The following is a 22,914-nucleotide window of genomic DNA, read 5'->3' on the forward strand; positions in this document are numbered from 1 at the left end:
AAAATAAAAATGGCTATACTTGTTACCGGCGGACTTGGATATATCGGTTCTCACACCGTGGTAGAACTTCTCAATAACGGCTTTGAAGTGGTTATTGTAGATGATTTATCCAATACGGAAAGGTTTATTTTAAAAAATATTGAGGAAATTACAGGCAAGAAGCCGGTTTTTTATCCTTTTGATTTAAGAAGAAAAGAGCTTCTTACCCAGGTTTTTGATGCCCACCATATTGACGGATGTATCAATTTTGCTGCCTTTAAAGCAGTAGGAGAGAGTCAGGTAATACCTGTAGATTATTATGAGAACAATTTGTTCTCTTTGATTAATATCCTTCAGGAATTTAAGGAAAGAAAAATCTCCAATTTTATTTTTAGCTCATCATGTACCGTATACGGGCAGGCAGATGTAATGCCAATAGATGAAAATACTCCGTTAAAAGTACCTGAAAGTGTATATGGGAAAACAAAACAAATGGGCGAACAGATCCTGATTGATTTTGCAAAAGCCTATCAAAGTAAAATATCATTGTTACGGTATTTTAACCCAATCGGAGCGCATCCATCTGCAAAGCTTGGCGAGCTGCCGATAGGTATTCCCAATAACCTGGTGCCTTATGTAATGCAGACGGCTTCGGGAGTGCGTGAGAAACTGAATATCTGGGGCGATGATTATCCTACAGAGGACGGAACAGCCGTTCGTGATTATATCTATGTGGTTGACCTGGCGAAAGCACACGTCGCAGCATTAAAGAAGCTGGTAGAAGATCCTTCTGCTGATGCTGTGATTGATACCTACAACCTGGGAACAGGAAAAGGATCATCTGTGCTGGAAGTGGTAAGAGCATTTGAGAAAGCCAATAATGTAGAAGTGCCTTATCAGATATGTGCCAGAAGAGAAGGAGATATTACTATTGCATATGCCAACCCTGAAAAAGCTGAAAAAGAACTTAACTGGAAGTCTGAAACATCGCTGGAAGAATCTTTAAGAACCGTTTGGGAATGGCAGAAATATCTGAGCAGCAGAAATTCATAAACTTGAGTATTGAGAAATATTTTAATGGTATATGAAAGAATAATTTAAAACGATCAATAAAAACAAATTACAAAACATTTCCCTGAATATTTAGTGTTTATCTTTTAAAAACATGTATTTTCAGAGACGCTTTAATTTAAATTAATATGAAGACACAGAGAATAGGTATTACATTTTCCTCGTTTGACTTATTGCATGCAGGTCACATCAAAATGCTTGAAGAAGCCAAAACCGTATGTGACTATTTAATCGTTGGGCTTCAGATCGACCCATCTCACGATCGTCCCAACAAAAATAAGCCAAGCCAGACCATCGTTGAAAGATATATCCAACTGAAGGCAGTGAATGCCGTGGATGAGATCGTTCCTTATTACACGGAAGAAGATCTGTTGGATATTTTAAAATCATTTGTGATTGATGTAAGAATCATCGGAGATGATTATATGGACAGAGATTTTACAGGTAAGCAGTACTGTGAAGAAAAAGGAATTGAGATCTTTTACAATAAAAGAGACCATCGGTTTTCCACCAGTGATTTAAGAAGAAGAATCTATGAAGCTGAAAAAGAGAAAGATTCGAAAGCAGAGCCTGTAAAATAATAAATCAATAATAAAAAAATCCCGAAAGGAAACTTTCGGGATTTTTGTTGTATTACATTGGAACGCCTTGTTCTTCGTCCCCTTTTGTATTAGAATTAATATCTTTTTTAATTTTAGGTTTGGCATCAATCTTCTCGCCTTGCTTGAACTTATAAGTGAAAGATAAAGCAAATTGTCTTGGTTGCCATTGCATTTCCATTTCTCGGGTAAACTGAGCATTATCAGAGAAGTTTTTCATCTTTCTGGTATTAAAGATGTCTCTGATGTTGAATCCTATAATTCCGTTTCCTTTCCAGATGGTCTGGCTCGCTCCAAAATCTATACCATACATTGCCTTTCTGTTGTTCATAGCTGTTTTCTCAGCAGCTCTATAGAAGCTTTGGATTTGAAGGCTTAAGTTTTTAGTAGGCTTAAACGTATTGTTAAAACGTATTCTGTATGAGAATCCGGAACCTGAGAAATCATTTAAGGTTTTTGGATTGTCCGGGAATAAGTTATAGCTTCCTGTATTTTTATATCCGTAAAGGTCAGCAGAAAGCATTATTTTCCACCAGTTGTAAGGATCATAAGTTCCGTTTAAATCCAAACCATAATTGGTCTCCGTACCCACGTTGAAAGGAATGGTGTTTACAGCTCCCGTCTGATCTACATATTGATATCTGTTTTGCTCGTCTTCAGACTTTTTAAAATACAAAGTTGGATTAAACGTAATCTTTTTATTTGAAAGATTGTATCCAAGTTCAAAAGAGTTTTCGTAGGTTGGATTAAGATTCGGGTTTCCTCTGAAATAGTTTCTGTCATCATCAAAAGACATAAAAGGGATCAGGGAGAAAGCTCTCGGACGGTTAATTCTTCTTGAATAATTTAACAAGATCTGATTGTTCTTTGCCAGATTATAGCTTAAAAATACAGAAGGGAAGAACTTAGTATAGTTTTTATTAACTTCCGGAGTATTTGCTGGGTTTCCGTTTACATCAAAATTTTGAAAATTAACGTCAATTTTTGAAGTCTCACTTCTTAATCCTAACTGATACGCAAATTTTTCTCCAATTTTACTTTTGAACTGTGCATAAACTCCCAAAATCTTTTCAGAATATACCGTATTACTTGTAAAATCGAATCTGGTAGTTGTAGGTTGATCGTTTAACTTTTGATCTACAAAATAGTTATAGGTATTTCTGTTATAATCATAACGTGCTCCTGCTTCTAATTTAGATTTTTCACCTATTGGAAGTTCATAATCGATTTTTCCAATGAAAGTATCCGTTTTAGAATCTGTACTTACATTATTGATGATGTTACCATTTGGCTGTACAATATTTTCAATAAATGTTGTTTGAACAATTTTATTAAGTCCGTCTGTTTTGTTCGTCTGGTAACTTGCGGATGCAGATAATAACTGACCATTATCTCCAATTTTCTGATCAAGCCCAAGATCAAACTGGGTTGCCAGGTTTGTGTTATTTCCGTAGCTGTTTCTTTCCCTTAAAACATTGCTTACACCAGAAGTAGGTGTAGTATACTGTCTTTCATTATAAGAATTAAGACCTGTCTGATCGGTATCAAAACTTCTGATCATTCCTGAGAAATTGATGGAAGTCTTATCGCTGAAGTCATGAGTAAAACCAGCAGTCACATTATAAGTGTTACTTTCTCTTGTTGTTTTACCATTTTGTTGAGAATACTGTGTAAAAGGGAATGCATCGGAAGTCAGGCTGCCAATATCATCCTTTCTGGTAGTTGTATTCTTCATGGTGCTTTCATTCTTCTGATAACCGCCGCCACCATTTAAAAACCAGGTCCAGTTACCTTTTCTCCAGTTTAAATTCGCGTTAAGATTGGTTCTTGGAAGGTAACCTAAAGTTCCGGTTACACTACCATTGAATCCCATTTTTTTATCCTTTTTAAGAATGATATTCAGAATACCGGATGTTCCACTCGCTTCAAATTTGGAAGAAGGATTGGTGATCACTTCAATTCTTTCGATCTGGTCAGCCGGAATACTTTGCAAAGCATTTGCGCCATCATCAATTCCAAGAAGAGAAGACGGTTTCCCATTGATCAAAAACTTTACATTGGTGCTTCCTCTCATTGAAACTGTTCCGTCTGTATCTACAGAAACCGAAGGAACGTTGGTCAAAACATCCTGAAGACTTCCTCCTTTACTTACAATATCCTGTGAAGGATCATAGGTTTTCTTGTCAAGTTCTACTTTATAAGGTTTAGCTGCAGAGGCGGTAATAACCACACCTTGTATTTCTTTTGTTTTGCCGTCAATAGTAGAGGAAGGCTCAGCTTCAATAGATAAAGCCCCGATATTACCTGCAGCTGCAATATTTTTGCTGACTACGCTTTTTTTGTAATCAATAGCCTCTATTGTAATATCATAATCTCCCGGCACAAGCGGAAGCTTATACTGTCCTTTTTCATCAGTCAGTACAGCATCGCTTAATGATTGGCTGGCCTTATTACTGAATGTTACAGAAGCGTAAGGAACCGGTTGATTTTTTTTGTTGACAATGATTCCTGAAACTTCAGCCTTTTCCTGTGCAAATGCCATCACTGCCGCAGAAAGTACTAATGTAAGTCCTAAAGTTTTTCTGGTAAAAATATTGACAATTTCTGTCTTATTCTTCATAGGTTATTTTTTTGTATAAGATCGTGAAAGAATAACCCTTAATATTTTAAATGTTCATATTGATTTGATCATCAAAATATTATGGTCGTTTATTGTTTTTTAACTGTATAAATTTTTTAGGTGCTTTCTAAGCCTATTTTATATTTTTTGAGTTGAGCCAGTCCTGATAAGCCTTTGCATTCACAGCATGTTCTTCTGCACTTGCTGTAAACTTATGGTACCCGAATCTTGCCGGATCAGCGCACATAAATATATAATTGTTGTTTTCAGCATTTAAAACAGCATCTATTGAGTTCTTATCCACTACACAAATTGGCCCCGGGGGAATACCCGCATTGGCATAGGTGTTATAAGGTGATGGTGTAGATAAATGCTTATAAAATACCCTTTTTATTGGTTCTTTAAAATTTGTCTGTTTATTGATCGCATAAATTACCGTAGGGTCGGATTGAAGTTTCATTCCTTTTCTGTAGCGGTTTAAATATAATCCGGCAATCGTTTTCATTTCATCTTTTTTTCCTCCTGATTCCTTATAAACAATAGAAGCCAGAGCATACACCTGATCTCTTGTAAGACCGGACTGCTGTTCTTTGTTTTTTCTTTCGCTCGTCCAGAAATCATTATACTGATCTTCAAATTTTGCGAAAAATTCTCTCGGACTTACTGTCCAGAAAAAATTATAAGTATCAATGAAAAAATATTTTTTTAAATCTTCAGCATTGTTATAGCCTTTCTCCTTTGCAACGGCATCCAGATCATTCACAAAATGCAGTGAATCAATTTCCGTCTTTTTGGTTACCTTACCGATCATCTGGTACATATCTCCAAAATCTCCGATTCTGTAAGAATTTGCTGCTTGGTTACCTGCTTTGATCATATTGACAAGGTTCTTGTTTCCTGTCCCGCTCTGGATATGATAGCGCCCTGCTTTAAAACTGGTGTCAAGACCTTTCTCTTTAGCCACGGCCTCAAAAGATTCCCTGTCTTTAATATAAGGAGCAATAGAATCCATGATCTGTTTGAAACCTGCTCTATGAGGAATCAGAACATAGCCGTCTTTTTCTACATTATTTCCTAAATATTTATTATAAAATCTCAAACCAAAAAATCCTGCGACTATAAAAATCAGCAGAATGACAATGAGAATTGTTTTTTTCATTCTTATAAATGTTGATTAAAAGTTTTTGTTTTTAAAGAAGATCTGTTTTGCCTCTAAAAACTTGCTTTGCGGGACCTTCCAGCCAGATATTATGGAATGCATCACCGCTTTTTTCAGCATATACTTTAAGGTTTCCGCCTAAAGTTTTAACTTTTACAGAGGTTAGATTATGTTTTTGCAGAAAAGTTAAAGCAGAAGCTGTAACTCCTGTTCCGCAGCTGTAAGTTTCATCCTCAACGCCTCGTTCATAGGTTCTTACGAAAATTTCATTATCGGAAATTTTTTCTACAAAGTTCACATTAATTCCTTTTTCTTTATACGTTTCGGAATTTCTGATTCCATATCCTTCGTCGTAAACGGGATAATTGTTTAGATTTTTTACATATTTTATATAGTGGGGAGATCCGGTGTTCAGAACAAAGTCGTTTCCGTCATGTGAGATCGTGTCCACATTGATCATTTTTAATTTAATGATTCCGTTATGGATTTCAGCTTCATGTTCGCCATCTGTAGCGATGAACCTGCATTTATGTTCAAAAATGTCTAGGAAAAAAGCAAAAGCGACAAGACATCTTCCTCCGTTTCCGCACATGGTGCTTTCTCCTCCGTCAGAATTGTAGTACACCATTTTGAAATCATAATCAGCATCATTTTCTAATAGAATAAGGCCGTCAGCACCTATTCCAAAACGTCTGTCACATAGCTTTTCAATAATATCTTTATCTTTAGTAAACTGCAGATCACGGTTGTCTACCATTACAAAATCATTCCCTGTTCCCTGATATTTATAAAATTCCATAATTCTTTGTTAAATAAAGAAGCAAAATTAATATATTTAAAATGAAAAACGAACAGTGTTAGCTGTTCGTTTCCTTATTTATAATCGTTTTATCTAAAGCCGCCTCCGCTGCTCTGCTGTCGGTTTGAGCTGCTGTTTTGGCTGCCTGAGCTGTTTCGGAATCCACCGCCGGAAGATTCTGATCTGCTGCTGCTTTCAGAATTTCTGAACCCGCTGTTATTCTGGTTTCCCTGATTGTTCTGATTACCACTGCTTTGGTTTCTGAATCCGCTGTTGCCGTTGGAGTTTCTAAATCCGCTGTTGTTTTGGTTTCCCTGATTGTTCTGGTAACCGCTATTCTGGTTTCGGAATCCACTGTTGCTATTGGAGCTTCTGTTATTGAACCCTCCGTTATTATTGTATGAGCCGTTACTATTCGTTGTACGTGTATTCTGGAATCCGTTTTGAGGTCTCGAGGAAGAAGAAGATCTTCTTTCTACGTAGACTTTTCTTCTGGAGTTATTGTAATTATCATAATAGTAAGGAATTCCATTATCATAGTAATAATTAACGTTATTTCTGTAATAATAGCCGTCATTACCATAATATCCGCCACTTCCGTAATATCCGGAAGGTGCATAGTAATACCCGTTGTTATAATAGGGATCACCATATCCATAACCACCATTATTGCTTCCATATCCATCGGTATATGCTAAACAAGATGTTAAGCTGGCAATAGCAAAAATACTGACTGCTATTTTTAATAAATTTTTCATGACTTTATTGTATGTACTTTTTTTCTTTAAAACTTTTTTTCCAATTAAGGTATCCTAAGATAGCCATTATAGTAAATACCAAATATTGAACCGAAGTGATTCCAAGTCCCTTAAAAATCATCATGGGAATGCAGATAATATCTCCGATAATCCAGAAAATCCAGCTCTCAATGCGTTGTTTGGCCATAAACCACATTCCAACTAAAAATATTGAAGTGGTGAAAACATCCATCCAATTCGCCCAGTCGAGGTGATACAATCCGAGGCTGGTTCCTTCCATAGAAAATTGATGATCAATATAAGGTTTGTAATAATAAATAAGGGTAACAAGTGCCAGGCTCAGTATAAAAAGTATGGCGGCAAAGAGCCATTCCTTTTTGGCTGCCCAGGTGACATCCACATGAATATGATCTTGAGAGTTTTTAGCCCATAAAATCCATCCGTAGATGCTCATCACAGTATAATATACATTGATCAGACAGTCTCCAAGCAAACCGAAATTAAAAAGAATATAGACATAAATCAGCGTAGAGACAATGCCGGTAGGGTATACCCAGATATTTTTTTTAATCGAAAAATAAACACTCAGGGTTCCCAGGACGGCTCCCGAAGCTTCCAGCATAATCTGTAATGTATCATAACCTTTATAAGGCTTTATGAAAAGATCATATAAATTCATATCATCAAAAATAACGAAATCTTACTTTTTTTAGATGTTTTTCTTACAATTTATCCAATATCATAACGTTCCCGTAAGTTTTCCTGTTTGTGAAAATTCCATGGGAAGAGATGATTAACCAGGAATTCTGTTTCTTTGTTCTAAAGCAGTTGTCAAATAATAATGACATTACAGTCGTTTTCAAACTATAGTCACCATTATTTATCTTTACATTCTTTTTTTGTGTAAAACAACGGATTACAGCATATTTGTATCATAACTGACTCCCTAATTATATGGTTCGTAACCAGAGCGAGAAAACTTCATGCCTGGAGGAATACTATGAATAAGGTGTTGTTCAGGTTTTTAAAGTTTTTAATGTAAAATAAATGATGAAATTTTAACGATTAACGTGAGAGTTTATAATTTTTTTATATTTTCGTAAATCCTTAATAAATAAAAAACATGTCAAAAATTTGGGTTAAAAAGCCACTAAGTGCCTATGAGGCAGATATGAAGAAAAGTGAGCTGAAAAAAGTCCTTGGAAAATGGAGTTTAACAGCAATTGGAGTGGGTGCTATCATTGGTGGCGGAATCTTTGTTCTTACCGGAACGGGAGCCTATTATCATGCAGGACCAGCACTTGCGATTTCTTTTATCATAGCAGGAATTGCCTGCGTTTTTGCTGCATTATGCTATGCAGAGTTTGCATCCATTATTCCTGTAGAAGGTTCAGCTTATGCATATGCATACGGAACAGTAGGAGAGATTTTTGCCTGGGCCATGGGCTGGTGCCTTATCCTTGAGTATGCCATGGCGAGCATGGCAGTTTCTGTGAGCTGGTCCGGATATTTTAATAAATTTCTGAAAATTTTTAATATTCATTTACCGACTTATCTCACTTCAGATCCTGCAAGTTATACCGGAGACGGATTTTCTATGAACCTGCCGGCTTTCATTCTTGTTCTTCTGATTACTGCATTGTTGGTAAAAGGAACGAAAGAAGCTGCAGGCGCTAATAACCTGATCGTTTTGATGAAAACCTCTGCTGTTATCTTTGTAATTATCGCAGGAGTGTATATCATTTTCTCTAATACTGATTTGTATAATGCCGTAGACGGTGTTAAAAACTGGAAGCCTTTTATTCCGGATCCGGTAAAGATCAGAAACTCCGAGGGTGACCTGGTTTCTGCCTATGGTATTAAAGGGATTATTTCCGGAGCTGCCGCTATTTTCTTTGCTTATATTGGCTTTGATGCTGTTTCTACACAGGCGGGAGAAGCTATAAATCCTAAAAAAGATGTGCCTTTTGCAATTATTGCTTCATTATTGGTTTGTACAGCTTTATATATTTGTGTATCTCTTGTATTAACAGGGATGATGCATTATACAGACTTTAACCCGGAAGGAAAATATCCGGATGCCATTAAAGCTCCTGTAGCCTATGCTTTTGAAATTGCCGGAAAACACTGGGCGAGTAATATCGTAACCATTGCTGCTACTGTAGGATTAATTTCCGTAGTAATGGTAATGATGATGGGACAGTCAAGAATCTTCATCGGAATGGCAAAAGACGGTTTGATTCCTAAATTCTTCGGACAGCTTCACCCAAAAACAAAGACACCTTATAAAGGAATCATTTTGTTGGGAATTGTAGTAGCGTTGATCGCAGCGTTTACCCCGATTTCAACATTGGCAGATATGACCAGTTTCGGAACCCTGTTTGCATTTACACTGGTTTGTGTTGCCGTTTGGGTAATGAGAAAGAAAGAACCTAATTTAATCAGACCTTTCAAAGTTCCTGCTTATAAAATCGTAGTAGCACTGGGAGTGTTTATCAATATTTATTTGATATTTAACTTAAGTGCCCATGCATTGGAGCTTTCTGCTGTATGGTTATGCTTAGGAGGTTTGGTATATTTCCTTTACGGAAAATCAAACAGTAAACTTAACAATCCTGAAAAATATCAGAACCAAGATTAATCATATAAACCGCTTCGGCGGTTTTTTTCGTCCCAATATTATACTATGAAAAAGATTTTTTCCATTATATTTCTGTCCGCAGGACTTACAGTATTTTCCCAACAGGTGGAAAGCTTTGAAACCATTTTTAATGATAAAATCAGTATCAGAGCCCTTGAATTATATGACAGCAAAGTCTGGTACAGCGGTACGGATTCAAAATTTGGTTTTGTAGACCTTAACGACTACAAGAATCAGAAACAGATAAAGTTATCTGAAGAGAAACTTCAGTTCAGAACACTGGCACAGAATAAAACTTCTTTTTACGCTATCAATATTGAAAGCCCGGGACGTTTTTTTACTATCGATAAAAAAGATCTGAAATCCCGGATTGTTTTTAAAGATACTGCAAAAACCGCTTTCTATGATGCTTTGCACTTTGTAGATGATAAGCTTGCTTATGCCTTCAGTGATTCAGATAAAGATCAGCGGCTGAAGCTGGCGGTGTATAAAGATGGGAAATGGGGGATGTTTAAGAATAATATAATATTAAATGAGGGTGAAGCTGCTTTTGCCGCCAGTAATACCAATATTTCATCCACAAAAAAATATGTATGGATCGCCACCGGAGGAAAAGCTTCAAGAATTGTAAGAATGAATCTGAAAGATGAAAACATTGAAGTTTTCAATACACCCATTATACAGGGGGAATCTTCCCAGGGAATGTATTCTATAGATTTTTACGATGATCATTTTGGAATTGCTGCTGGCGGGGATTATACAAAACAGGATGCTAATGTCAATAATATTGCCACTACGAATGATGGCGGTAAAACCTGGCATATTCAGGCTTCCGGACAGAATGCAGGATATACTACCTGTGTAAAAATTAAGCCGGGATCGAAAGGGAAAGAAATTGTTGCAGTGGGAGACAAACACATCAGCTATTCCTCAGATTTTGGAAAAACATGGAAGAAAATTTCCGATGAGAAGGGCTTTTTTGTCTGCCAGTGGATAGAGGGTAACCGCATTGTTTTTGCAGGAAAAGACAGGATTGCAGTTATGAAATTAAAATTGTAAATATCAGGAATAGAATTTATCACTATTTGCCAAAAGCCTGATCATAGGTATTTAGACTCATTATAAAATAGAACCTAATATAATTCATAGGTTAAAATTCATAACTAATGGTTAATTTTGTAGGATGAAATTTATTATGTTAAATTTCATGCCTTATAAATTTTATGTTCAAAATGAATTCTTTAATAGATAAGTACAATATTCCCGGACCGCGTTACACTTCTTATCCTACCGTTCCGTATTGGGATGAATCAACATTTTCACCGGAAAAATGGGAGGAAACTGTCATCAGGTCTTTTCATGAGAGCAATGCGGAGGAGGGAATTTCTATTTATATCCATTTACCTTTCTGTGAGGCATTGTGCACATTCTGTGCATGCCATAAGCGTATTACCAAACAGCACAGTGTGGAAATACCTTATCTGGAAAGTGTTTTAAAAGAATGGAGATTGTATCTTGATCTTTTCAACGAAAAACCTAAACTGAAAGAATTACACCTTGGAGGCGGTACTCCCACATTTTTCTCCCCTGAGAACCTAAGAACATTACTGGAAGGAATCTTCTCTACAGTAGATATTGCAGAGCATCCGGAATTTTCTTTTGAAGGACACCCCAACAATACCACGAAAGAACACCTTCAGACTTTATATGACCTTGGTTTCAGGAGAGTGAGCTTTGGAGTTCAGGATTACGATCCTAAAGTCCAGAAAGCGATCAACAGGATCCAGCCCTTTGAAAACGTAAAAAATGTTACAGAATGGGCGAAGGAAATCGGGTACAGAGGAATCAGCCATGATCTTGTTTTCGGATTGCCGCACCAGAACTGGGATGCCATGGAACATACGATCAGAAAAACAATGGAACTGAAACCGGACAGGCTTGCATTCTATTCTTATGCCCATGTTCCATGGGTAAAAGGAGTAGGGCAGCGGGGTTTTGATGAAAATGACCTGCCAAGCGGGGAGGAAAAACGCCGTTTATATGAAGACGGTAAAAAACTCCTTCAGGATTTAGGGTATATTGAAGTGGGTATGGATCACTTTTCTCTTGAGCATGATGACCTGTACCAGTCTTTAATTCATAAAAAACTTCACAGAAATTTCATGGGCTACACTTCAAGCAAAACCCAGCTGATGGTAGGACTTGGGATGTCTGCAATATCAGATTCATGGTATGCTTTTGCACAGAATGTAAAAACGGTGGAAGAATATCAGAAAATGATTGAAGAAGGGAAAATTCCTGTGGTTAAAGGACACGTTCTGAGTGAAGAGGATCTTATCGTAAGAAGACATATTCTGAACCTGATGTGCCAGCTTGAAACCACCTTTGATATCAACAATTCTTTCCCCGAGCTTGAAAATGCACTGGAAATGTTGAAAGAGATGGAAAATGACGGTTTGGTTGAGATCAATGGTACAGAAGTTAAAATTACCGAAGCCGGCAGGGCATTTACGAGAAATGTAGCTATGGTTTTTGACCTGAGAATGATGAGGAATAAACCTGAAACAAGGATTTTTTCCATGACCATATAATACAAAAGCGGTTCAGTTCTGAACCGCTTTTTTGTTGGCTTTAAAATTTTAGTTGAAGTACTGTTGTTATTCAGCTTGTAATGGAATCACTGTTAGGCTGAGCATAAACTGAAAGTTTACGGACATAGTTCACGAAACCATGCTATCTTGAATAACGGTTTTATTTAATGATTAATTTCTGACTGTAAGATTTAAGTTCTCCGGATTTCAGATTAATATAATACACTCCGGCAGGAATCCCTGAAATATTGATAGATCTGCCATTCGTAATCTGATCCGTTTCAAGCACTTTTCTTCCTTCTGCGCTGATCATTTCCAAAACAGTTTTTTTATCTTTAATACCCTCAATGAAAATTTCTTTTGATGCAGGATTAGGATAAACTTTTATCGTTCCGGAGGTATTATTTTCCTGGGTTCCTAAAGTTCCTGTAGTTATTTTAAATATTTTTCCACTGTTCACGGCTGCTACATACAGTCCTTTCTGATAGTCTTCCCCAAACGTAGAGAAATTGTTTCCGGTGTAAGGAGAAGTCCATGTTATGGCATTATTGCTATCCAGAATTCCGATCTGGGTAGAACAATAGTCTGCGAAGAAATATTTTCCCTGAAGCGAGGGATACTGCGTTCCCCGGTAGACGTAACCACCTGTAATAGAACATTTCCCGCCGGAATGATCATATACCGCAATAGGGAAGGTCATTGTAGACTGTGCAGCACATCCTGACGTATTGTAGGCATTATTACCTTCATAACAACGCCAGCCATAGTTTAAGCCGGCCTGGGTAATAGGCATTTTGTTGATTTCCTCTATGGCACCCTGGCCCACATCAGCAATCATCGCATTGCCGGTAGTAAGGTCAAAAGAAAATTTCCATGCATTTCTGAGGCCGTAAGCCCATATTTCGTCTGCGCCATCCACACCGGTTCCTGCAAAAGGATTATCAGGAGGAATGTTGTAGGGACCGGTTGCATCCACATCTATTCTCAGCATTTTTCCCAATAGTGAATTCTTGTTTTGAGCGTTATTGTTAGGATCACCGCCGCTTCCTCCGTCTCCGGTGATGATCCAGAGTTTTCCGTCAGGGGCAAAGTGAATGCTTCCTCCGTTATGATTATCGAATGGTTTGGGGATATTCAGCAGAATCTTTTCAGAACTGGGATCAGCAACATTAGGATCTGTGGAACTCACGCTGTACCTGGCGACGATAATATTTCCTGCAGGGTTGTTATAATACACAAAAAAATACCCGTTGGTAGAGTATTGCGGGTGAAATGCCAGACCCAGAAGGCCTCTTTCACCGCCAAAAACAATTTTTGAACTGATGTTCAGAAAATTAGTGGCGTTAATTGTCCCGCTGGGTTGAATAATTTTTATGATACCGTTCTGTTGGACAACAAAAAGCCGGCTGTCATTGGCATTCGTGATCTCTACAGGACTCGTAAGCCCTGTGACAAATTCTTCCAAATTAATGCTTTGAGAATTAACAATTAAGGAAGAAAAAATACTGATGCTAAAAAGTAGTTTTTTCATAATATTTTGAGGGTTAGTGTGTTGTAAAAGTGAATGAAAATTTTATACCAATCAAATTTTGAAGACTTCATTATGATAGTATAAAAAAATTGTTAAATCTTAAATAGAAATCACAATACCAATATATCTGGAAATAAACCATTTCTGTTGTTAAAAATTCATAAAATACAAGAAAATCATTATATTTGCCGACTTAATTTAACGTAGTTATAACAAAATGCAAGGAAAAGGACTTATTACAATTGTCGCTATTGTACTAGGGTTGATTTGCTTAAACGAGCTATTACCAACATGGTACGCCAGCAAAATTGAAAAGCAGGCGACTGCTATTGCAGGAGACAATCCGGAGAAGTATCAAAAAGAAATCGCAAGATTATCTAAGGATACTTTGAATTTAGGATTCACAAAACTTTATTACACTAAAGCCAAAGACAAGGAAATGAAACTTGGTCTTGACCTGAAAGGAGGGATCAACGTTCTTTTGGAAATCAACCAGAGAGATCTTGTGAATGATTTGACCAATTATTCTACAAATCCTGTTCTTATTGAGGCTTTAAACAAAACTGATGAAGCACAGAAGAATTCTACTAAACCTTACATCGACAACTTCTTTGAGCAGTTCGATGTAATAAACAAAGCTAAAGGAACAAACCTTAAGTTGGCAGATCCGGAAATTTTCGGAAATACAACCCTTACTGAGGTGAAGTACAACACGCCTGATGAGCAGGTGAAAAGCATTGTTAAAAGAAAAATCGATGCATCTGTAGGAACAGCTTTTGAGGTAATCAGAACGAGAATTGACAAGCTTGGAGCGATCCAGCCAAACGTTCAGAGAGTACCTGGTACAGCGAGAATTTCTGTGGAAATGCCTGGTATGAAGGACATCGATAAAGTAAAGAAAATGCTTCAGACTTCTGCAAAACTTCAGTTCTGGGAAGTACAGCAGGTTCCTGAAATTGCACCTTACTTCCAGACGCTGACAACTATGGTTGCTGCAAAAGGAGATTCTATGGGAGTTGCAAAGAATGTAAACTTCATGAACCTTTTACAGCTTGACAAATTAAGAACAAATGGTGTTGCTAACGTAAAATTATCCGATACTGCTGTTGTAAACAAAATCTTAAACAGCAAAGTAGGTCAGTCTTTACGTCCGGCTAACATTAAATATACACAGTTCATGTGGGGTTACAAACCTGAAGCTACAGATAGCGAAAGCTTAGTATTGTATGCCATCAGGGGTAACATCAATCAAAAGGCTCCGGTAGACGGTGCTGTTGAAACTGCAAGTATCGGCTACGATGAACTAAGCAGAGTAGTGGTAGATATGCAGATGGACTCTAAAGGGGCAAAAGAATGGAAAACATTAACTGAGAAAAACGTTGGAAAACCAGTTGCTGTAACTCTTGATAACAGAGTATATACAGCTCCGAACGTTGTGAATGCTATCCCTAACGGTAGAACTCAAATCTCCGGTAACTTCTCTCAGGAAGAAGCTAAAGAATTGGTAGACGTATTAGGTGCCGGTAAGTTACCTGCAGGTGCAAAAGTAGTTCAGGCTACAGTTGTAGGGCCATCTTTAGGACAGGAGGCTATTGACTCTGGTTTAATGTCGTTCATAATCGCATTTGCTATTATCATCGTTTATATCATTTTCTACTATGGCGGAGCTGGTGTATATGCGGTAATTGCAATGGTGATCAACTTATTCTATATTTTCGGTATCATGGACTCGGGAGACTTTACGCTTACGCTTCCAGGTATCGCAGGTATCGTTCTTACGATGGCAGTTGCGGTCGACACGAACGTTATCATTTATGAAAGAACTAAAGAAGAATTATTCGCCGGGAAAAGTATTCTTGAAGCTTATAAAGATGGTTTCAAACATGCATTGAATGCGATTATTGACGGTCACACTACGACTTTCCTAACGGCGGTTGTATTGTTCTTCTTCGGAACAGGACCTATCAAAGGATTTGCATTGACGCTGATGATCGGTATTTTGATGACCTTATTCACGTCTGTATTGCTTTCAAGAGTAATGATCTTCTCAAGATTAAATAAAGGAAAAGGTCTTTCTGTATGGACTCCGGCTACGAAGAACCTGTTCAGAAATACCTGGATCGATTTCATCGGAAAAAGAAAATATGCTTACATCATTTCTGCTGTTCTTACAGTTGTTTGTATCATTTCAATTGCAACGCACGGTTTCAAATACGGTATCGATTTTACCGGGGGTAGAAACTATGTGGTAAGATTTGATAAAGATGTAAAAGCTGAAGATGTTGAAGATAAATTAGTAGCATTATTCAAAACTGAAGACGGTAAAAACTCTTCTGTAGAAGCTAAAACTTTTGGAAACAACAGACAATTAAAGATCTCTACGGATTACCTTATTGAGGATGAATCTTTAAAAGCTGACCAGATTATAGAGCAAAAATTATTTGAAGGTTTAAAATCAAACTTACCGGCAGGAACTACATTGAAAGATTTCAAATCTGCTGATAAAGACCACGCAGGAATTGTTTCTTCTGAGAAAGTAGGACCTTCTGTTGCTGATGATATCCAGACTCATGGTATCTATGCGGTATTAGCTGCACTGGCAATGATCTTCATCTACATCCTTATAAGATTTAGAAAATGGCAGTTCTCTCTTGGAGCGGTTGCTGCTCTATTCCACGATGCGGTAATTATTTTAGGAGCGTATTCACTGCTTCACAAATATATGCCTTTCAACATGGAGATCAACCAGGATTTTATCGCTGCGATCCTTACAGTATTGGGGTATTCAATTAACGATACGGTAATTATCTTCGACAGAATCAGAGAATACCTGAGAGAGAAAAAGTCTTTAACATTGGCAGGTCTGTTTGATGACTCTATCTCAAGTACATTGGGTAGAACATTCAACACCTCATTCACTACGATTTTGGTGATCCTTGCGATCTTCATTTTCGGTGGTGATAACTTAAGAGGATTCATGTTTGCGATGTTAATCGGTATTGGATTCGGTACGTACTCATCCATCTTTGTTGCGTCTGCAATTGCTTACGACTTCCTTAAAACAGGAAAAGAAGAAGAGGTACATGGAAAATCCACTTCTGCAAAAGAAGAACTTGCTTCAAAGTAATACAAACTACAATAAATTAGTAAAGGCCGTTTCGAAAGAGACGGCCTTTTTTTAAGCTAAAGTCAAAAAAATAGTGGTCCACTATTCATAAACATGTTGGCTTTACTTTTTTTTTAGTATTCATATTAACTATTCATAATTTAGAATCATTATTTTTCAGATTTGATTAATTTTGCACCATCATGGAAAATTCAAAGAAAAAAGCAGCCATAGGCTTCATATTTATTACTTTACTGATTGATATTACAGGATGGGGAATCATTATTCCTGTGGTTCCCAAATTAATTGAGGAGCTCATTCACGCAGATATCAGTGAAGCGGCAAAATATGGCGGCTGGCTGGGATTTGCCTATGCATTTACCCAATTTATATTCTCCCCGTTGGTTGGAAACTTAAGTGACAAATACGGACGGAGGCCTGTTATCCTGATCTCTCTTTTCGGATTTGCCGTAGACTATATTTTCCTGGCATTGGCGCCCACAATCTGGTGGCTGTTTTTGGGAAGGATTATTGCCGGAATTACCGGTGCGAGTGTAACTACCGCCAGTGCCTATATTGCAGATATTTCCACTGATGAAGACAGGGCTAAAAATTTTGGACTGATAGGAGCCGCTTTTGGGCTCGGGTTTATCATTGGACCTGTTCTGGGTGGAGTTCTCGGACATTATGGGGCCAGGGTTCCTTTCTATGCGGCAGCGGGCTTATGTCTGCTTAATTTCCTTTACGGATATTTCATCCTTCCTGAAAGTCTGGATAAAGATAAAAGAAGAGAATTCGACTGGAAGCGTGCGAATCCTATTGGTTCATTTAAATTTTTAGGCAAACACCCTGAAATTTCCGGATTGATCGTTTCTTTAATATTAATTTATATCGCAGGGCATGCCGTACAGAGTAACTGGAGCTTCTTTACCATGTATAAGTTCAGCTGGACGGAAAGAATGGTGGGAATTTCATTGGGCGTTGTAGGTTTATTGGTAGGTCTTGTACAGGGAGGCCTTATCAGATATACCACTCCAAGGTTGGGAGAACAGAAAAGTATCTATTACGGATTGGCTTTCTATGCAGTAGGAATGCTGTTGTTTGCCTTTGCATCGGAAGGCTGGATGATGTTTGTTTTTTTAATTCCATATTGCCTTGGGGGAATCTGCGGGCCGGCTTTACAGTCTGTTATTACGAAAAGCGTGCCTTCCAATGAGCAGGGTGAGCTTCAGGGAGCATTAACGAGCTTGATGAGCGCTACATCTATTATCGGACCTCCAATGATGACGAATCTGTTTTATTATTTCACGCATGATGAAGCACCTTTCAAGTTTTCGGGGGCACCTTTTTTCCTGGCATTTATTTTAATGGCTCTCAGTGTGGTAATTACCTATTCTGCATTTCAGAAAAAAAATAAAAATCTGGTTGATGTAGCCCCGAAAAAAGATTTTCAGGAAAAATAGATGTATTCAGAGCATATATAAATCTATTCAATAATTTTACTCACTTTGAACCAGAAAAACAAATTATGAATACATCAAACCTGGAAAAATACTTTGAAAGGATCCATTTCCCCGGCACGCCGGAGCTGAGTATGGAGACCTTAAAAAAAATACATCAGCTTCATCCCAAATATATTCCCTTTGAGAATATTGATTCTTATACAGGAACTGTTCCTTCTTTGAAAGGAGATGATGTCTTCAGAAAACTGGTTGTAGAGTCCAGAGGGGGATATTGCTATGAACAAAACCTGCTGTTAAGTGAAGTTTTAAAATATATAGGATTTAATGTGAAGCTTCAGTTGGGAAGGGTTGTTTGGGGAAGGCAGGAAGACAGTATTGCTGCACAGACTCATTTACTGCTTATTGTTGACTTTGAAGAGAAAAAATATATCGTAGACTGTGGATTTGGAACAGCTACCCTCACGGCACCTGTACTTTTAAATGAAGAACAGCAGCAGCAAACTCCCAACGGAATATTTAAAGTTTCCCATAAAGAAAAAACCTACACACTTTGGATGTGGAAAGAGCAGTGGCTTCCGGTGTACCGATTTATTCCTGAGCATGTAGAACTTATCGATCTGGATATTTCCAACTGGTATTTGTCTACTCATCCGGATTCCCATTTTAAGAACAAACTGATTCTTTCAAAAGTAGATGAGAATGCCCGCTATACATATACAGACCATGTGCTGAATATAAGGTCTGATGATGGTGAAAAAGAATCTATAGCGATAGAAAACGATATGCAGCTGTATGAAATACTGACCCATACTTTTGGATTAAAAGAAAATGCAATAGAAGCCTTAAAATCAAAAGTCAGAATTGGGTAAGAATTCAAATTGCAATCTTATATGAATAAAAACGGGAAGCCTGGAGCTTCCCGTTTTCTGTAAAATTTTATTTTATGGAAATTATGGATAAAGGGATTTTGTCCCGTTGCTTACGATATTACTGCCCAGCCCGGAGAATGATACAGAAAAATTAGAGGAATTGAAGCTTAAAGAACCTGTAGGAGTACAAAGCCCTAATGCATAGCGACATTGGCCATAAGCACCCGTTCTCTTTGTAATTTTACTCTCGCTTTTTGCTTTCCCCAAACTGATATATCCCCAATCACTTACATCTGTGTTGGAAACCGTAGAACCGGAATAATAGATGGTAATCTTATACCCGGCTTCGCCTCGCTTAGATCCCCATAGCCACTTGGCTGTCCACCATTGTTTATACCAGGTGGAAACTACTTTTGAAGCCTGATTGTTAGAAGCTTCTGAACTTCCGCGGGTATCTATCATAACAAGACCTCCGAAGATATTATCCCAGATTATTCCTGAATCACCATAAAAACATAATGTGGTAAATCTCCCGCTTTTGCCGTTCCATGTGATTTCCATAACAGAAGTACCGGATTTCACTTCTTCAGCAACAGCTTCTTTCAATCCCTGCTGTGCTGTTATCAGCTCATCACCGCTATACAGATCACCCATCTTTCCGATCCTTACAGAAGAAGGATCCATAATGTTTCCGGATGCGATGAATTGCTCCTTATCAGTAAGCAGGCTTTTCGAAAGTTCAATAGCTTTCTGCGTGGAAATTTTCCCCAGGACCTTCACTTCCGCAATCTGTAAATCGTTCTTCAGATAGGTTTCAAGATTTTTGCCGGATTCATTCAGTTGAAGCTGCACGGCATCCGGAACAACATTTGATGGGAGAGGCGTGATTTCTCTTTTCAGGTCATCTGCTGTTACTTTAGCCTGAACGGTTTCCTGCTGGTTCATGTCGTTGTTTTCATTCTGGCAGCTGTGGAGTGCCAATACCGATATTACGGCGAAAACTTTAAAAGTAGTCACTAGTTTTTTCATAATGAATATTTGTTTGGTTATGTGTTATAAATATACAAAATTGTAATGTAATTCTCAATGTTTTGAATTAAATATTTGTTAATTGATAGGTGGTAGGAATTAGGTAGCAGGTCGCAGATCTTAGTTAGCAGGGATTAGGGTTTTTGAGTTTGAGAGTGGGAGGGCTTTAGAGTTTAAAGTTTAAGGTGTAAAGTTGTGGTTAAGCAGCAACAAAAAGAACCAGTAACAAAAAACTAGAATCCGAAACTAAAAAACGAGTAACGAACAACCAGCAACGAAACAACCAGCAACAAAATAACCCTGCAAGCCGAACCCATACAACTTTTATAAAATCTTAAAATTTGTTTAAATTTTCAGTTTACATTCCATAAATGCAATAATCTTTCGTAATTTTACCGCATGGAATTAAGCATTGGAGAAATGGCACTGATTGCCATTGCAATCGTTGTATTATTCGGTCCGGATAAACTGCCTCAGATTGCGCGTGACCTAGGTGCAGGCGTTAGAAAAATGCGTGGAGCAGTAGAAGATATCAAAACTGAAATCATGAAGGAAACGGATAATCCTGTTTCTGAAATCAAGCGTGAGATTGAAAAGGTAAAAGATGCTGCCAAAGATTTCAATCCGATGAATGATATCAAGAAAGATATTCTTACCGATCCTGCTGCAGCTGCTTCTAATGAGCCTCCAAAACCTAAGCCGGCAGATGATGAGACTTACGAAGGACCTGTAAGCAGATAATCATGGAGGAGCTTATTCAGGAAGATAAGAAGGTATTTCTTTACCTTAATAACTTGGGCGATTCATCTTTCGACCAGTTTTGGATGCTGATTTCAAGTACCTGGATATGGGTACCCCTTTATATTATTTTTCTTTACTTTTTATACAAAAATTATCAACTAAGATCTTTAGTTTTTATCCTTATTTTTATAGCTATTGGGGCAACGGTTTCTGACCAGCTGGCAAGTGTATTCAAATACGGTGTGGCAAGGCTGAGACCCTGTCATGACCCTACGCTGGAGCATCACATGAGAATTGTTAAATGCGGCGGACAGTATGGATTTTATTCTGCGCATGCTTCCAATACATTCTTTCTGGCTTCTTTTTTAAGTTTTTTATTGAAAAATAAGCTTAAATGGTTTCCATATGCTATATTTGTATGGGCTGTGGTTGTTTCCTACAGCCGTATATATTTAGGAGTGCATTTCCCGATAGATATTTTGGTGGGGGCGTTTGTTGGATCTTTATTGGGAGTGATATTTGGTGCACTCGCCAAAAAAGTGATCAATAAACAAACTATAACCTCATGAAAAAAACTTTATTATTAGTAACTTCCCTTTATTTCTCTCTTAATTTCTATGCCCAGGATAAAAAACTGGCTGAAGAATGTTTCAATAAAGCCGATTATAAATGTGCTGAAGAGCAGTATTTGAAACTGGCAGAGAAAGAACAGATCCAAAAATTTCAATCGGAATATTACGATTATCTCGGAACATCCCAGAGAAGACTCGGAAAGACAGCTCAGGCTTTTAAATCTTATGAATCTGCTCTGAAAGCGAACCCTATGTCAGTTTCTGTGTATGCCAATCTCTCATCTCTTTACAGCCAGAAGGGGAATAAGGTAAAAGCCCTGGAATATATAGAAAAAGGGCTTCAGGTGAATGCTGAAACACCGGACTTATATCTTACACGCTCGAAAATTTATGACAGTCAGGGGAAAAAAGATCTTGCGATCAAAGACCTAAACCAGATTCTGACTTTTGCTCCTGATAATCTTTTTGCAAAGACAGGACTGGCCAATCTGAAAAAAAATAATGGTGACCTGGACGGAGCTTTAAAAGATTATAATAAACTTCTTGCCGAAAAACCGGAATCACTGCTTTATAACGGCAGGGCAGATGTATATTTTAAAATGAAAAAATATAAGGAAGCACTTACAGATGCCAATAAAGCCATTTCCATAGACCCGAAATTTGCCCAGTCTTATGTAAGCAAAGCCATGATTCTGATGGACACTTCCAAGCTGAAGGAAGCCTGCGAAAACCTGGATAAAGCAGTAGCGCTGGGGTATGAAAAAGCAGTACTCACAGATTCTTATGCTAAATGTATAAAGAAATAAATGAAGAATTCACCAATTCAAAATCAATTAATACAAATACCAATAGCAGGTTTTAGCTGTTTAAAAATGAATAAGAGATAGAAAAATGTTGAATATTGTTCTTGTAGAACCCGAAATACCCAATAATACAGGAAATATCGGAAGATTGTGTGTAGGAACCGAAAGCAGATTGCACCTGGTTCATCCCTTTGGATTTGTGATTAATGATAAAAACCTGAAGCGTTCCGGATTGGATTACTGGGTTCATCTTGATGTTACTGAATATGCAGATGTAGAAGAATGGATTGACAATATTCCAGATCTGTCACGTGTTTTTTTAATGAGTTCACATGCTGAAAAGTCTTATCTGGAAACCGATTTCCAGGATGGCGACTGGCTGGTTTTCGGAAAAGAGAGTGTAGGGCTGGGTAAAGAAGTTCTGGACCGTTTTGAAAATCATTTAACCATTCCTATGTCGAAGCTTATCAGAAGTTTTAATATTGCCAATTCTGTTGCTTTTGTGGTGGGTGAAGCCAAGAGGCAGATCAGTCTGAAATAAAAAAAGAAGTTGTCTCAAAAGCAAATTATTTGGCTTTTGTCA

Annotated in this window: 19 protein-coding genes; 12 read left to right on the forward strand and 7 right to left on the reverse strand. The window is 37.6% G+C overall.

Annotated elements, in window-relative coordinates; genetic code table 11:
* The first annotated feature begins 9 nt into the window (after nt 1–9).
* Together galE and ACP3T3_RS00240 are read left to right on the forward strand one after the other, a co-directional pair.
* Entirely contained in the window at nt 10–1,032 is a 1,023-nt protein-coding gene (gene galE / locus ACP3T3_RS00235) for a UDP-glucose 4-epimerase GalE (RefSeq protein ID WP_426477952.1), read from the forward strand.
* Nucleotides 1,033–1,178: 146 nt separating this feature from the next.
* Nucleotides 1,179–1,631, forward strand: a complete 453-nt coding sequence (locus ACP3T3_RS00240) for an adenylyltransferase/cytidyltransferase family protein (RefSeq protein ID WP_426477953.1) — start codon at nt 1,179–1,181, stop codon at nt 1,629–1,631.
* 52 nt (nt 1,632–1,683) lie between these two features.
* Here the strand turns inward: ACP3T3_RS00240 and ACP3T3_RS00245 are convergent, their stop codons facing one another.
* The 5 genes from ACP3T3_RS00245 to pnuC form a co-directional block, all read right to left on the reverse strand.
* Nucleotides 1,684–4,269 carry a TonB-dependent receptor domain-containing protein gene (locus ACP3T3_RS00245; protein ID WP_426477954.1) on the reverse strand — a complete coding sequence of 862 codons (2,586 nt, stop codon included), beginning with the start codon at nt 4,267–4,269 and terminating at the stop codon, nt 1,684–1,686.
* Between the two features lie 133 nt (nt 4,270–4,402).
* Nucleotides 4,403–5,428: an endolytic transglycosylase MltG gene (gene mltG, locus ACP3T3_RS00250; protein ID WP_426477955.1), complete on the reverse strand. Its 1,026-nt coding sequence runs from the start codon at nt 5,426–5,428 to the stop codon at nt 4,403–4,405.
* A 31-nt stretch (nt 5,429–5,459) separates the two neighbouring features.
* Nucleotides 5,460–6,227, reverse strand: a complete 768-nt coding sequence (gene dapF, locus ACP3T3_RS00255) for a diaminopimelate epimerase (protein WP_426477956.1) — start codon at nt 6,225–6,227, stop codon at nt 5,460–5,462.
* Nucleotides 6,228–6,316: 89 nt separating this feature from the next.
* Nucleotides 6,317–6,985 (reverse strand): hypothetical protein, encoded by a 669-nt coding sequence (locus ACP3T3_RS00260; RefSeq protein ID WP_426477957.1) that lies wholly within the window; start codon nt 6,983–6,985, stop codon nt 6,317–6,319.
* A gap of 4 nt (nt 6,986–6,989) precedes the next feature.
* On the reverse strand, nt 6,990–7,664 hold the full coding sequence (pnuC, locus tag ACP3T3_RS00265; RefSeq protein WP_426477958.1) for a nicotinamide riboside transporter PnuC: 675 nt from the start codon (nt 7,662–7,664) through the stop codon (nt 6,990–6,992).
* A gap of 444 nt (nt 7,665–8,108) precedes the next feature.
* Between pnuC and ACP3T3_RS00270 the strand changes: the two genes are divergently transcribed.
* From ACP3T3_RS00270 to hemN, 3 genes are all read left to right on the forward strand, one after another.
* Nucleotides 8,109–9,626: an amino acid permease gene (locus tag ACP3T3_RS00270; protein ID WP_426477959.1), complete on the forward strand. Its 1,518-nt coding sequence runs from the start codon at nt 8,109–8,111 to the stop codon at nt 9,624–9,626.
* 45 nt (nt 9,627–9,671) lie between these two features.
* The gene (locus tag ACP3T3_RS00275) at nt 9,672–10,685 is read left to right on the forward strand and encodes a WD40/YVTN/BNR-like repeat-containing protein (RefSeq protein WP_426477960.1); all 1,014 of its coding nucleotides are present in this window, start codon (nt 9,672–9,674) and stop codon (nt 10,683–10,685) included.
* A 173-nt stretch (nt 10,686–10,858) separates the two neighbouring features.
* Entirely contained in the window at nt 10,859–12,217 is a 1,359-nt protein-coding gene (gene hemN, locus ACP3T3_RS00280; protein WP_426477961.1) for an oxygen-independent coproporphyrinogen III oxidase, read from the forward strand.
* Nucleotides 12,218–12,377: 160 nt separating this feature from the next.
* On the opposite strand, the gene ACP3T3_RS00285 is transcribed toward hemN, so the two are convergent.
* Entirely contained in the window at nt 12,378–13,748 is a 1,371-nt protein-coding gene (locus tag ACP3T3_RS00285; protein WP_426477962.1) for a PQQ-dependent sugar dehydrogenase, read from the reverse strand.
* 217 nt (nt 13,749–13,965) lie between these two features.
* Between ACP3T3_RS00285 and secD the strand changes: the two genes are divergently transcribed.
* From secD to ACP3T3_RS00300, 3 genes are all read left to right on the forward strand, one after another.
* Nucleotides 13,966–16,875, forward strand: a complete 2,910-nt coding sequence (gene secD / locus ACP3T3_RS00290) for a protein translocase subunit SecD (RefSeq protein ID WP_426477963.1) — start codon at nt 13,966–13,968, stop codon at nt 16,873–16,875.
* A 182-nt stretch (nt 16,876–17,057) separates the two neighbouring features.
* Nucleotides 17,058–18,317 (forward strand): TCR/Tet family MFS transporter, encoded by a 1,260-nt coding sequence (locus ACP3T3_RS00295; RefSeq protein WP_426477964.1) that lies wholly within the window; start codon nt 17,058–17,060, stop codon nt 18,315–18,317.
* A gap of 65 nt (nt 18,318–18,382) precedes the next feature.
* Complete coding sequence (locus ACP3T3_RS00300; RefSeq protein ID WP_426477965.1) at nt 18,383–19,186, forward strand: arylamine N-acetyltransferase family protein; 804 nt, start codon at nt 18,383–18,385, stop codon at nt 19,184–19,186.
* Nucleotides 19,187–19,267: 81 nt separating this feature from the next.
* Here the strand turns inward: ACP3T3_RS00300 and ACP3T3_RS00305 are convergent, their stop codons facing one another.
* Nucleotides 19,268–20,215, reverse strand: coding sequence for a hypothetical protein (locus tag ACP3T3_RS00305; RefSeq protein ID WP_426477966.1), 948 nt, complete (start codon nt 20,213–20,215; stop codon nt 19,268–19,270).
* Nucleotides 20,216–20,614: 399 nt separating this feature from the next.
* Between ACP3T3_RS00305 and ACP3T3_RS00310 the strand changes: the two genes are divergently transcribed.
* The 4 genes from ACP3T3_RS00310 (at nt 20,615) to ACP3T3_RS00325 (ending at nt 22,872) form a co-directional block, all read left to right on the forward strand.
* Nucleotides 20,615–20,956 (forward strand): Sec-independent protein translocase subunit TatA/TatB, encoded by a 342-nt coding sequence (locus ACP3T3_RS00310; RefSeq protein ID WP_426477967.1) that lies wholly within the window; start codon nt 20,615–20,617, stop codon nt 20,954–20,956.
* Between the two features lie 2 nt (nt 20,957–20,958).
* The gene (locus ACP3T3_RS00315; RefSeq protein ID WP_426477968.1) at nt 20,959–21,525 is read left to right on the forward strand and encodes a phosphatase PAP2 family protein; all 567 of its coding nucleotides are present in this window, start codon (nt 20,959–20,961) and stop codon (nt 21,523–21,525) included.
* Nucleotides 21,522–22,334, forward strand: a complete 813-nt coding sequence (locus ACP3T3_RS00320; RefSeq protein WP_426477969.1) for a tetratricopeptide repeat protein — start codon at nt 21,522–21,524, stop codon at nt 22,332–22,334. The genes ACP3T3_RS00315 and ACP3T3_RS00320 overlap by 4 nt, the downstream gene beginning before the upstream one ends.
* 85 nt (nt 22,335–22,419) lie before the next feature.
* Entirely contained in the window at nt 22,420–22,872 is a 453-nt protein-coding gene (locus ACP3T3_RS00325; RefSeq protein ID WP_426477970.1) for a tRNA (cytidine(34)-2'-O)-methyltransferase, read from the forward strand.
* Nucleotides 22,873–22,914 lie beyond the last annotated feature (42 nt).

Origin of the sequence: Chryseobacterium sp. CBSDS_008, from assembly GCF_049959325.1 — a bacterium.
GTDB lineage: Bacteria > Bacteroidota > Bacteroidia > Flavobacteriales > Weeksellaceae > Chryseobacterium.